This is a genomic window from Streptomyces sp. NPDC006450 (genome assembly GCF_040612195.1).
Lineage (GTDB): Bacteria > Actinomycetota > Actinomycetes > Streptomycetales > Streptomycetaceae > Streptomyces.
This window is the reverse complement of sequence record NZ_JBEXPT010000038.1, coordinates 14,158-26,535: the sequence shown is the minus strand read 5'-3', so window position 1 is coordinate 26,535 and position 12,378 is coordinate 14,158. Positions and strand designations below refer to the sequence as shown.

Genomic DNA, 12,378 nt, shown 5'->3' with positions numbered 1-12,378 from the left:
CGGCGATCCACCCTGAACGCCCGGCCGCGGCCTACGCGTTGGGCCGGTCCTTGGCGGCCGCCGCCTTGGCCATGGCTTCGAGCTGGGCGAGCATCGGCATCGGGTCGGTGCCGACGGTCCCGGGCAGGAAGTCGGCGATCTTCCCGGGGGTCCAGGAGCCCTCGGCGTAGCCGGCGCGCAGTTCGCGGGGCTGGGCCCAGACGGCGATCTTCGGGCCGGCGATCGTGTAGACCTGCCCGGTGATCTTCTCGCCTCCGACGGCCACGGCCTTGTCGGAGAGCAGGTAGGTGACGAGCGCCGCCACGTCCTCGGGCTCGCCGATCTCCTTGAGCTCCATGGGCACGTTGGCGGACATCCGGGTCCGCGCGACGGGTGCGACGGCGTTGGCGGTGACCCCGTACTTGGCCAGGCCCAGCGCGGCGGAGCGGACGAGCGAGATGATCCCGCCCTTGGCGGCGCTGTAGTTGGCCTGGGCCACCGAGCCCTGGTGGTTGCCGCTGGTGAAGCCGATCAGCGTGCCGGTGCCCTGGCGGCGCATGACGGCGGAGGCGGCGCGGAAGACGGTGAAGGTGCCCTTGAGGTGGGTGGCGACCACCGGGTCCCACTCCTCCTCGGACATGTTGAACAGCATCCGCTCGCGCAGGATGCCGGCGACGCACACGACTCCGTCGATGCGTCCGTACTGGGCGAGCGCGGTGTCGACTATGCGCTGGCCGCCCGCCATGGTCGAGATGTCGTCGGCGACGGCGACGGCCTCGCCGCCCGCGGCGACGATCTCTTTCACCACCGCTTCGGCGATCTCGCTGGTGGGCTCGTTGCCCTCCATCCCCACGCCGTAGTCGTTGACGACGACCTTGGCACCCTCGGCGGCCGCGGCGAGTGCCACGGCCCGCCCGATGCCCCGGCCGGCGCCGGTGACGGCGACGACTTTGCCTGCCAAGAAGTTCCCCACGTCCGGCCCCTTCCCGCGTTTTCTGACGGTCCGTTAGATTCTATGGGCAGTCGGATGCGCCAGCACAAGCCCCAGTTCGCCACCGCAGTTCATTTCGCTACGAGGAGCTGATGAGATCCATGGCCATGCCCGCCGAGTTCCACGACATCGCCAAGCGCGTCAACAACTGGGGCCGGTGGGGCGCCGAGGACGAGATCGGCACGCTCAACCTCATCACCGACGAGGTGGTCCGCGCGGCGGCGGCCGAGATCCGCACCGGGCGCCGCATCCCGCTGGCCCTCCCCCTCAAGGAGGACGGCGTGCAGTCCGGCATGATCCCCGGCCGGATCAACCCGCTGCACACGATGGTGCAGATCAACCAGGAGCTCTTCGGGCCGGGCACGGTGGCGTGCAGCGACGACGCGGTGACCTTCGGACTCCAGGCCGGCACGCACTGGGACGCGCTCACGCACGTCTCGCACTCGGGGAAGATCTACAACGGCCGCCCGGCGGCCACCATCACGGCGCACGGCCGCGCCGAGTTCAGCGGCATCGACAAGGCCGGGCACATCGTCTCGCGCGGGGTCCTGCTGGACGTGGCCCGCGCCAAGGGCCTGGACCGGCTCCCCGGCGGCCACGCGGTCACCCCGGAGGACCTGGAGCAGGCCGAGGAGTTCGGCGGGCTCACCGTCCGCGCGGGCGACATCGTCCTGGTCCGCACCGGCCAGGTGCAGGTCTACCTGGCGGGCGACAAGCACGGCTACGGCTACCCGTCGCCCGGCCTGTCCGTCCGTACGCCCGAGTGGTTCCACGCGCGGGACGTGGCGGCCGTCGCGAACGACACCCTGACCTTCGAGATCTTCCCGCCGGAGCTGGAGAACCTGTGGCTGCCGGTGCACGCGCTGGACCTGGTCGAGATGGGCATGCACCAGGGCCAGAACTGGAACCTCGAAAAGTTGTCCACAGCCTGTGCGGAAGAATCCCGCTACTCCTTCCTCCTCTCGGCCATGCCGGAACCCTTCGTCGGCGCGGTGGGCACCCCGGTGGCCCCGATCGCCATCCTCTGACCCGCCCACCGGCCCCCCGGCCCGGGCCCTGAACCCCCGCAGGCATACGACCTTGTCCGGCTCACGGGAGGGCGAGGACCGCCTCGATCGCGGTGCGGAGTGCCTCGGCCACCGAGTTGTCCTGCGAGGTGGGCACCCCCGTGACCCACCTCGCCGACTCCGAACCGAGCCGGACCCCACCTCTCAGCGGCAGGGCTCCGGTTCGACCGCCAGCGGGCGGAAGGTGACCGCGAGGTCCGGGGCGTGGCGGACGAAGCGGGCCTCGACCGCCGAGACGAGCACCATCGTGCCCGCCGTGTACGGGTTCTCCCTGACGGCCGCGTCCAGGGCCTCCTCGGGCACCTCCGGTTCGGCGCGCCACCAGCGGCCGCCGAACTTCGTGTACCGGATCCCGCAGTGCACGTACAGCTCGTGCGGGTACGGGACCCCGAGCGCGGCGCCGGTCGGATCAGCCGGTACGGGCGGTACGGACGGCCCGCCCGTCGGGGCGGCGGACGCGGCGGGCAGCGTCCCGTCCCGGGATCCGTCGGCCGACGGCCACGGCGCGACGAGGACGGCCAGCACCGCGACGGCCGTCGCCAGCCCGGCGCCCGCCACCCGCCTGCGCCGGCGGACCCGGGCCGCCCGGACGACGGCGTGCGGTGCCGGCGCCGGGACCGGTACCGCCGGGCGGTCCGCCAGCGCGTGCAGGGCGCGGCGCAGTTCTTCTTCGGGGAACCCGTTCACCGGACCTCCGCCTCCCTCGTACCGTCGCCCGGCCAGAGGTCGGGATGGGACCGCAAGCGGGCCAGCGCCCGCGCGGCCAGGCTCGTCACCGTGCCGTTCGGGCAGCCGAGGAGCTCCGCCGTCTGCTCGACGGTGAGGTCCTGGTAGTAGCGCAGCACCAGGACGGCCCGCTGGCGTCGCGGCAGGCTGAGCAGGGCGCGTTCGAGCAGGTCGGCGGCCGCGACCGCCTCGGCCGCTTCGCCACCGGACCCACCGGATCCGCCGGGTCCGGCGGTATCGGGCAGGGTCGCGTGCGGAAGCTCGTGGTGCCAGCGTCTTCGGCGCCAGGTGCAGTAGGTCGTGACCATGACCTTGTGCGCGTAGCCGATCGGTGCGTCGTACCGGCCCGCGCGGGCCCAGCGGTCGTACACCTTGGCCAGGGTCACCTGAACCAGGTCCTGCCCCAGATGCCAGTCCCCCGTCAGCAGCCGCGCGGTGCGGAGCAACGGGAGTCCCGCCGCCGCGACGAACTCCGCAAAGGTCTCTTCGGATGGCTCCACCCGGCCACACCCCCTCACCCTCCAAGACGACCCGGCGGGCCCATCGCATTGCAGGGCGGCGGGGTCGACTCGGCCGACGTCACGGCCGGGGCGGCGAAGGGGTTCTGCGGGTGGCGGCGGCGCGTATGCACGCCCCGAGCGCGGCACGGCGGCCGCCACCCCACGACCCGCACTCGTCAAGGTAGGACAGACCCTTGGCGTCCCCTCGCGACGAATCGTTCAACACAAGAGTGATCAACAGGTGACGAACCGTCAACACCTCGTTAGAGGTACACGCGCGGTTCCCGGATCGCTCCCTGAATTTCCGGACCGTCCGCGGCGTCGTCCGCGATCCCCTCCGCGATCTTCTCCGCGCGGTCGATCTCGCACCAGATCTGCTTCCCGGCACCCTCGCGCTGCCAGCCCCAGCGGTCCGCCAGTCCGTCCACCAGCTCCAGCCCGCGGCCGCCCGTGTCGTCCCCGGCGGCCTGCCGCGGGGACGGCGCCCGGTCGCTCGCGTCCGCGACCTCCACCCGCACCCCCGGCTCCCCGAAGAGCATGCGCAGCACGGCCGGACAGCCGGTGTGCACGACGGCATTGGTGACCAGCTCGGAGATCAGCAGGATCAGCGTCTCGGCGAGCGGCTCGTCGTCCCCTATGCCGCAGCCCGCGAGCCGGGAGCGGGCCCATCGGCGGGCCCGGCCGACCTCGGCGGGGTCCGGTCCTACCTCCAGCTGAACCTGAAGCACCTGCACCGCTCACACCATCCGAACCGGCGGACACTTCGCCTCGCGACAGGACGGGGTCACCGAGTGTGACCCCCTTGCGGAGCAGCATGGTTGACATACAGTCACCACAACAAGCGCTTCGGGCATATTCCAGCGCGAAGGAGTAGGCGTGGTGCATACTGTGCGGCGCTCGCGCCGCTCAACCGCTCGCATTCCCGGGAGCGTACCGGAGCGGCCCCCCGGCTCCGGGCCGCAATGACTCGGGCGAAGGACACAAACCGATATCAACTCTCTGTAATCGGACATGCGTCCCGTGCCGTCCCTCCCGCACCCCTCCGTCACAGCGAGCGAACGCACGGCCGGGGCGGCCCGCCTACTCCACCGCCGACAGCAGCTCCGCCGCCAGCGCCTCCTCCGCCTGGGCCGCGGTACGCCACTGCTCCGCCCGCACCCACGCCCGCTTCAGGTGCAGGTGCACGTCCGCCTCCCAGGTGAAGCCCATCCCGCCGTGCACCTGCAGACAGTCCCGGGCGTTGCGCACGGCGGCCTCGTCGGCCAGCAGCTTGGCCGCGGCCACCTCCGCCGGATCGGCCGTCACGGCGGCCGCGTAGACCGCCGTGCGGGCCACCTCCGCCCGCACCAGCATCTGCGCGCACAGGTGCTTGACCGCCTGGAACGCCCCGATCGGCTGCCCGAACTGCTCGCGCTCCTTGGCGTACTGCACCGCCAGCTCCACCGTGCGCAGTGCGCTGCCGAGCTGCAGCGCCGCCGTCAGCAGGGCTCCCGCGTCCCGGTACGCGCCGGCCGTCACCGGCTCCCTGGGCAGCAGCACCCGCGCCAGCGGGGTCAGCGGGTCCGCGGAGCGCACCGGGTCCCCCGCGTACACCTCCACGGGCTCCCCGTCCGCGCCGAGCACCGCGTCCGCCTCGCCGAGGTGGGCCACCAGCGGACCCTCCAGGTCGAAGGCCGTCACCACCGCCTCCCCCTCCGCGGCCCCCGCGACCAGCCCGGCGGCCAGGTGGGTGGCGACCAGCGGTCCCGGCAGCAGCGCCCGCCCGGCCTCCTCGAAGACGAGCACGGCCTCCGGCAGGCCGAGCCCGACCCCGCCCTCGTCCTCCGGGAGCCGCAGCGAGAAGAACCCGGCCGCGCCGAGCTCCCGCCACAGTTCACGGTCCACGGACCGGCCGGTGGCGGCCGCCCGGTCGACCGAGGCCCGCAGCTCCTCGCGCCCGTACCGGCCCGCCAGGAGGTCACGTACGCCTGTCCGCAGGTCCCGCTGGTCCTGAGTCGGCTGGAAGTCCACGGAACGCTCACCTGCCCTTCGGAAGGCCGAGGATCCGCTCGGCCACGATGTTCTGCTGGATCTGGGAGGTGCCCGCCGCGATCGTGTACGAGAGCGAGGAGAGCCGGTCCAGGGTCCACTCCTCGTCCAGCGAGAGGGCCTGCGCCCCCAGGACGTCGGCGGCCGTGTCGTACAGATCCTGGCGCGCGTGCGAGTACGCCAGCTTGAAGACGCTGCCGCCGATGCCGGGGACCCCGCCCGAGCGCTCGGACTCGCTGACGTTCCACTGCGTGAGCCGCCACAGGGCGCCGAACTCCCCGTACAGGCGGCCGAGCCGGCGCCGCAGCACCGGGTCGTCCCAGCGGCCGTTCGCCTTCGCGGTGCGAGCCAGTTCGCCCAGGGTGCGCCGGCAGGCGACGACCTCGCCGACGAAGGCGGTGCCGCGCTCGAAGGACAGGGTCACCATCGTGACCCGCCAGCCGTCGTTCTCCGCGCCGACCCGGTTGGCGACCGGGACCCGTACCTCGTCGAGGAACATCTCCGCGAACTCGGTGGACCCCGCGAGGGTGCGCAGCGGCCGGATCGTCACGCCAGGTGCGTCCATCGGCATGGCCAGCCAGGAGATCCCGCGGTGCTTGGGGGCCGCTGCGCTGATGGGATCCGTCCTGACCAGCAGCTCGCACCAGTCGGCGACCTCCGCGTGCGAGGTCCATATCTTCGAGCCGGTGATCACGTACTCGTCGCCGTCGCGGACCGCGCGGGTGCGCAGCGAGGCCAGGTCGGAGCCCGCGTCCGGCTCGCTGAAGCCCTGGCACCACACCTCGTCGCCGCGCAGGACGGGCGGCAGCCAGCGCGCGCGCTGCTCCGCGGTGCCCTCGGCGGCGATGGTCGGTCCTGCGTGCAGCAGCCCGACGAAGTTCGCGCCGACGTACGGGGCTCCCGCGCGCTCGGTCTCCTCCAGGAAGATCAGGTGCTGCGTGGGGGTGGCCCCGCGGCCGCCCGCGTCCACCGGCCAGTGCAGTCCGGCGTACCCGGCGTCGTACAGCCTGCGCTGCCAGCCCGCGTCGTAGGCGCGGCGGCCCGGCCAGTCGTCGGGCGAGGGTTTGGGGGGCAGCCCGGGAAGCTCCTTGGCGAGCCAGGCCCGCAGCCGGGCCCGGAACTCCCGTTCCTCCTCTGTGTAGGTGAGGTCCACTGCGCCTACCGTCCCGTCCGCCGGTCCTTGTCGAAGTCAAGACCGAGCATACGGATGGCATTTCCGCGCATGAGCTTGTAGACGGTTTCTTCGTCGAGACCCTTGACGTGGTCGAGGGCGACTTCCTTGGTGTGCGGGAAGGTCGAGTCCACGTGCGGGTAGTCGGTTTCGAAGGTGGCGTTGTCGCGGCCGACGACGTCCAGCGAGGCGATTCCGTGCTTGTCGCGGAAGAAGCAGCAGAACATCTGCCGGTAGTAGTACGTGGACGGCGGCTCGGGGATCAAGTCCTTGACCCCGCCCCAGGCGCGGTGCTCCTGCCACACGTCGTCGGCGCGCTCCAGGGCGTACGGGATCCAGCCCATCTGGCCCTCGCTGTAGGCCAGTTTCAGCGTCGGGAACTTGACCAGCACCCCGCTGAACAGGAAGTCCATCATCGAGGCCATGGCGTTGTTGAAGCTGAGCGCGGCCTGCACGGCGGGCGGGGCGTCGGGTGAGGCGGCGGGCATCTGGGAGCTTGACCCGATGTGCATGTTGACGACGGTGCCGGTCTCCTGGCAGACCGCGAAGAAGGGGTCCCAGTAGCCGGAGTGGATGGACGGCAGGCCGAGGTAGGTGGGGATCTCGGAGAAGGTCACGGCCCGCACCCCGCGCGCGGCGTTGCGGCGGATCTCGGCGACGGCCAGGCCGATGTCCCAGAGCGGGATGATGCAGAGCGGGATGAGCCGGCCTCCACTGTCCCCGCACCATTCCTCGACCATCCAGTCGTTGTAGGCGCGCACGCAGGCCAGGGCGACCTCCTTGTCCTTCGCCTCGGCGAAGGTCTGTCCGCAGAAGCGCGGGAAGGTCGGGAAGCACAGGGAGGCCTCGACGTGGTTGAGGTCCATGTCGAGCAGCCGCGCCTTGGGGTCCCAGCAGCCGCGCCGCATCTCCTCGCGGGTGATGCCCTCCAGGGTCATCTCGTCCCGGTCGAAGCCGACGGCGGCGATGTTGCGCTTGTACGGGAACTTGAGGTCCTCGTAGATCCACCAGTCGGTGGGCGGGCCGTCGGGGTCCATGGTGATCACGTACTTGCCGCCGGTGTAGGCGAGCTCGCCGATGCCCGCCGTGAGCGCCTTGGGTCCGCGGTCGCGGTACTTGGCGGGCAGCCAGACGTCGAAGAGGTGGGCCGGTTCGATGACGTGGTCGTCGACGCTGATGATCCGAGGCAGTTCCATGGTGTCCCCTCGCCGCATGCCGAATGGCTCCGTCGCCCCGATCCGCCGCTCCGAGCAAGCGAATCTGATGGAGCGTCAGAAATCTGGAACCAAGCTAGCTCCCCGCCTCTGGACCGACAAGCGTCCGCGCCCTACGCTCTGCGCTTGATCTGACTATCCGTCAGGTCATGTCGGCCAGGGGAGGTCGGTCCGGGATGACGGACAGCACCGCAGTCGAACTCAGCCGGTCCCGCACGCTCTGGGACCTGATCACCCGCCGGGCCGCCATGACCCCCGATGCCCCCGTCCTCATCGAGGCCGCGGACGGCCCCTCCGCCAACCGCGCCACCGACCGCCGGCTGACCTTCGCCGAGCTGCGCGACCGCTCCGAGCAGGTCGCGGCCGGCCTGTACGGCATGGGCGTGCGCCCCGGCACGGTCGTCGCCTGGCAGCTCCCCACCCGCATCGAGACCGTGCTGCTCTCGGTCGCCCTCGCCCGCATCGGCGCCGTCCAGACGCCCGTCATCCCCTTCTACCGGGACCGCGAGGTCGGCTTCGCGCTGCGCGAGTCGAAGGCCGAGTTCTTCGCCGTCCCCGGCGTCTGGCGCGGCTTCGACCACACGGCGATGGCGCACCGCCTCGGCGCGCACGGCGTCTTCGAGGCCTACGAATCCCTCCCCACCGGTGACCCGGCGGTGCTCCCCCCGCCCCCCGAGGAGGGGGTCGCGGTCCGGTGGATCTACTGGACCTCGGGCACCACCTCGGACCCCAAGGGCGTCCTGCACACGGACCGCTCCCTCATCGCGGGCGGCTCCTGCCTGGCCCACGCCCTGCACCTGTCACCGGACGACGTCGGCTCGATGGCCTTCCCGTTCGCCCACATCGCCGGCCCCGACTACACGGTGATGCTGCTGCTCTACGGGTTCCCGGCGGTCCTCTTCGAGAAGTTCGCGATGCCCGACGCCCTGGACGGCTACCGCCGCCACGGGGTCACGGTGGCCGGCGGCTCCACGGCCTTCTACTCGATGTTCCTCACCGAACAGCGCAAGGACCCGGGCAGGAGGCTCATCCCCACCCTCCGCCTCCTCGCGGGCGGCGGCGCCCCGAAGCCCCCGGAGATCTACCACGCGGTCGTCCGCGAGCTGGGCTGCCAGCTCACCCACGGCTACGGCATGACCGAGGTCCCCATGATCACGATGGGCGCCCCGGACGACACCGCGGAGAACCTCGCCACCACGGAGGGCCGTCCCCCGGCGGGCATGTCCATCCGCATCACGACGCCGGAAGGCGTGCTCCTCCCGCCGGACACCGACGGCGAGGTCCGGCTGCGCGGCGAGGCGGTCTGCCAGGGCTATCTCGACCGGGACCAGAACACCGGAGTCTTCGACGCCGACGGCTACCTGATCACCGGCGACCTCGGCCACCTCACGAAGGACGGCTACCTGGTCCTGACGGGCCGCAGCAAGGACGTCATCATCCGCAAGGGCGAGAACATCTCGGCGAAGGAGATCGAGGACCTGCTCCACCAGCTCCCCGCCGTGGCCGACGTGGCCGTCATAGGCCTGCCGGACCCGGAACGCGGCGAACGCGTCTGCGCGGTCGTCGAACAGCCCCCGGGCGCGGCCCCGCTGACCCTGGCCGACGTGACCTCGTACCTCCGCACGGAGGGCCTCTCCCCCCACAAGCTCCCGGAACAACTGGAGCTGGTCGAGGCCCTGCCCCGCAACGACGCCCTGCGCAAGGTCCTCAAGTACAAGCTCCGCGAGCGCTTCGCCTAGCGGCCGGGCGGCGGGCGCACGACCGGCGCGGGACGGCGGGACCGCGGTCCCGTCCCGCCTCGGCTCGTACGCTCTCCCGTTCCCGTTCCCGTTCCCGTTCCCGTTCCCGCTCCCGCGACGGAGTCCGGGCCCGGGGCTCCGGCCCCGCGCCCCCCGCCTCCGTCCCGCCCGGCCAGGGCCTACGCGTCCGGCGCCGCCACCCCGCAGTAGCCGGCGAAGGCCGCCAGGATCTCGTCCTCGGTGATCCGGCCGTCGCCGTCCGCGTCCAGGGCCGCCGCGACCGGGCCCGCCAGTTCCTCCGGGGTGCCCAGCACGCGCAGGACGCGTGCCGTCGCCTCCGGGGTCGCGTCGCGGGCGGTCTCGTCGGCGGGGTTGGCCGCCGCGATCACGGCCCGCAGGAACGGCCGCGCGATCTCCGCGAACCGGTGCGGGTTGTCCCGCAGCCGCTTCGCCGCCCCGGTGACGAACTCCTCGCGGGACACCCGCTGGTCCCCGTCCACGTCCGCGATGCCGGCCATGCCCTGCCAGAAGGCCTCCGCGCCCGCGAACACGGCCTGACCCTTGGCGGACCGGGCCGCCACGGCGAATTCGGCCAGCACGGCCTTGGCCGCCGTGCTGAAGTCCTCCCGGTCGATATACCCGGACCCGTCCTGGTCGAAGGTGGCGAATCGGGCGGCGATCTTGCGCTCGTATTCTGCGCTGTCCATGTTCGGCGTTCCGCCTTCACGTGTGCGGTGGGGTCAGTTCAAGACAGGACAGGAGCGTAAGGCCTACGTGGCCTGCGCGTTAAGCGAAGCGGGCAAGGAGGTGGCCGCATCGAACCAGCGCACGAGGAGCGCGACGGGGCGCGTACGCCTGTACCCATGTGCCGGGCCGCACCTCCCCGTTCACACCGCGCGACGCGCCTATCACGCAGAGCGCACTTCCTGGAAGATGTTCCGGCAGAACGGGCGCGGACCGCTCGATGCCCACTACATTCGACTGGTCGACACACGGCTGCGAAACCGGGAATCCGGCTGGGGGCACGATGCCGAAGGACGCACCACCGCGTTGGGACCGCCGCATGCAACAACGCCTGGCCCGCGGCGAGGCCGCCGCGCTCGGTGAGCTGTACGACCGCTTCGCCTCGCTCGTGCACAGCCTCGCCCACCGGGTCCTCGGCGACGAGAAGGCCGCCGACCGGGTCACCCGCGAGGTCTTCGGCTACATCTGGGAGAACCCGGACGCCTACGACCCCAAACAGGGCTCCATGCGCTCCTGGGTCGCCCGCATCACCCAGGGACAGGCCGTCGCCCGCCTGCGCCAGGCCGAACTGGGCAACGGCTCCCGCGAGGAACTGGAACAGAAGGTGCGCAGCGCCAACGCGGCGGCTCGCGCGGACTTCATCGTCACCTCGATGCCCGCGCCCCTGCGGGCCGCGCTCGAACTCGCCTACTTCAAACGCCGCGACTACCGCCAGGCCGCCGCCGACCTGCAGATCAGCGAGGACGAGGCCCGGCGCCGGCTGCGCCTGGGCCTTCAACTCCTCTCCACGGCCAACGCCGTGCCGCGCGACGACACGGTCCCGCCCGGATACGGCCCCTCCGGATTTGGAACCACCCGATGACGATGCCGCCGAGCCCCTTCGGTGAAGAAGACGGCGAAGAGTACGAGCCGCGCCCGAGCCCGGGCGGCCCGGCGCGCATACCGGGCCCGCGCGGGGCGGCCGACGACCTGGACCACCTGCACGACTTGGACGACCTGGTCGGGTCGGGCGACTCGACGTACACGGGGTACCCGGAGACCACCGGCCACCCCGCCGTACCGGCGCCCGCCGACCCCGACCTCGAGCCCGGCCCGGTCGTGCCCCCGCCGACCCACGCCGTACTGAAGTCCCTGCTCGGCGCATGGGCCCTCGCGGCCTGCTCCGCGGAGGAGACCCAGGCCGTCGAGGACCACCTCACCGAGTGCGCGCGCTGCGCCGAGGAGGCGCTGCGGCTGCGCGACGCCGTGGGGCTGCTGCACCCGGACGAGACCCTCGACCTCAAGCCGCTGCTGCGCTCGCGCGTGCTGGAGGACTGTCTCGGCAAGCGCCCGGCCCGCATCCCGGTCCCCTTGTGGGCGAGCCCGTACGACACCGAGACGGCCCGGCTCGACGCGCTGCTACGGGACTTCGGGGACTCGGAGTGGCACACCCCGGTCCGGCTGAAGTGGTTCGAGGAGGAGCGCCGCCAGACGCGCCGGACCACGGTGGCCGGGGTCATCGGGCACCTGTTGGCGGTGGACGGCCTCGTGGCGGCCGCGCTGGGCCTGGACGACCCGCTGGGCCGGGACGCGGCTGCGGACACCCCGTCCGAGCGCACGGAGCGGTTCTGGGAGGACTCCCCGTACCCGACCACCCGCCGGGTCCGCGAGCCGTGGCGGGAGCAGGGTCACACGCTGGTCCGCACGGTGTCCTTCGCGGGCCGCGGCGTGGCCGAACTGGACGTGGAGTACGGCGCCTTCGCCCTGCCCCTCGGGGACGCCTTCCTGGAACGGGCCTTCGAGTGCTGGGTCCACGCCGTGGACATCGCGGAGGCGGTGGACTACCCGTACGAGCCTCCGTCCGCACCCCACCTGAACCGGATGATCGACCTGGCTGCCCGGCTCCTGCCGGCGGCCCTGGCCGGGCGCCGGCGGGCGGGGCTGGCGGCGCCGCCGCGCGGGCTGGTCGCCGCGGGGGCGCCGGGCCGGACCCTGCACCTGGAGATCGAGGGCGCGGGAGGCGGCGGCTGGGACATCGCCCTGGACTCCCCCGCGGCGAAACCCTCACCGGACCACACGGTGGCCCGGATCGCCCTGGACGGCGCCGAATTCTGCCAGCTCGCCGCGGGCCGCATCTCCCCGGAGGAGGCCGCCGTCGGGCAGGACGGCGACCGCGAGGCCATCCGCGACGTCCTCTTCGCGGCCGCCTCGCTCAGCCGCATGTAGGCCGGGGGGCACGG

Annotated in this window: 12 protein-coding genes; 4 read left to right on the top strand and 8 right to left on the bottom strand. The window is 72.4% G+C overall.

The genetic code is table 11. The features are described from left to right. Nucleotides 1-31: 31 nt before the first annotated feature. Entirely contained in the window at nt 32-952 is a 921-nt protein-coding gene (locus ABZY57_RS14730; protein ID WP_356511753.1) for an SDR family NAD(P)-dependent oxidoreductase, read from the bottom strand. 119 nt (nt 953-1,071) lie between these two features. On the opposite strand from ABZY57_RS14730, the gene ABZY57_RS14725 reads away from it, so the two are divergent. Beyond that, nucleotides 1,072-1,998, top strand: coding sequence for a cyclase family protein (locus tag ABZY57_RS14725; protein WP_356511794.1), 927 nt, complete (start codon nt 1,072-1,074; stop codon nt 1,996-1,998). 183 nt (nt 1,999-2,181) lie between these two features. Here the strand turns inward: ABZY57_RS14725 and ABZY57_RS14720 are convergent, their stop codons facing one another. The 6 genes from ABZY57_RS14720 to ABZY57_RS14695 form a co-directional block, all read right to left on the bottom strand. Next, a complete protein-coding gene (locus tag ABZY57_RS14720; protein WP_356511751.1) occupies nt 2,182-2,724 on the bottom strand; it encodes a hypothetical protein in 543 nt (180 codons plus the stop codon). After that, the gene (locus ABZY57_RS14715; RefSeq protein WP_356511749.1) at nt 2,721-3,263 is read right to left on the bottom strand and encodes a SigE family RNA polymerase sigma factor; all 543 of its coding nucleotides are present in this window, start codon (nt 3,261-3,263) and stop codon (nt 2,721-2,723) included. Before ABZY57_RS14715 ends, ABZY57_RS14720 begins: the two co-directional genes overlap by 4 nt. 263 nt (nt 3,264-3,526) lie before the next feature. Further along, a complete protein-coding gene (locus ABZY57_RS14710; RefSeq protein ID WP_356511747.1) occupies nt 3,527-3,997 on the bottom strand; it encodes an ATP-binding protein in 471 nt (156 codons plus the stop codon). A gap of 346 nt (nt 3,998-4,343) precedes the next feature. Further along, a complete protein-coding gene (locus tag ABZY57_RS14705; RefSeq protein ID WP_356511745.1) occupies nt 4,344-5,273 on the bottom strand; it encodes an acyl-CoA dehydrogenase family protein in 930 nt (309 codons plus the stop codon). 7 nt (nt 5,274-5,280) lie between these two features. Next, nucleotides 5,281-6,444, bottom strand: a complete 1,164-nt coding sequence (locus ABZY57_RS14700; protein WP_356511743.1) for an acyl-CoA dehydrogenase — start codon at nt 6,442-6,444, stop codon at nt 5,281-5,283. Between the two features lie 5 nt (nt 6,445-6,449). Then, complete coding sequence (locus tag ABZY57_RS14695) at nt 6,450-7,658, bottom strand: amidohydrolase family protein (RefSeq protein WP_356511741.1); 1,209 nt, start codon at nt 7,656-7,658, stop codon at nt 6,450-6,452. A 194-nt stretch (nt 7,659-7,852) separates the two neighbouring features. Between ABZY57_RS14695 and ABZY57_RS14690 the strand changes: the two genes are divergently transcribed. Beyond that, nucleotides 7,853-9,415, top strand: coding sequence for an AMP-binding protein (locus ABZY57_RS14690; protein WP_356511739.1), 1,563 nt, complete (start codon nt 7,853-7,855; stop codon nt 9,413-9,415). A 179-nt stretch (nt 9,416-9,594) separates the two neighbouring features. Here ABZY57_RS14690 and ABZY57_RS14685 read toward each other — a convergent pair whose 3' ends face one another. Beyond that, nucleotides 9,595-10,122 carry an EF-hand domain-containing protein gene (locus ABZY57_RS14685; protein WP_356511737.1) on the bottom strand — a complete coding sequence of 176 codons (528 nt, stop codon included), beginning with the start codon at nt 10,120-10,122 and terminating at the stop codon, nt 9,595-9,597. A gap of 320 nt (nt 10,123-10,442) precedes the next feature. Between ABZY57_RS14685 and ABZY57_RS14680 the strand changes: the two genes are divergently transcribed. Together ABZY57_RS14680 and ABZY57_RS14675 are read left to right on the top strand one after the other, a co-directional pair. Beyond that, entirely contained in the window at nt 10,443-11,021 is a 579-nt protein-coding gene (locus ABZY57_RS14680) for a sigma-70 family RNA polymerase sigma factor (protein WP_243339356.1), read from the top strand. A gap of 2 nt (nt 11,022-11,023) precedes the next feature. Next, complete coding sequence (locus ABZY57_RS14675) at nt 11,024-12,364, top strand: maleylpyruvate isomerase N-terminal domain-containing protein (RefSeq protein ID WP_356511792.1); 1,341 nt, start codon at nt 11,024-11,026, stop codon at nt 12,362-12,364. The last annotated feature ends 14 nt before the right edge of the window (nt 12,365-12,378 follow it).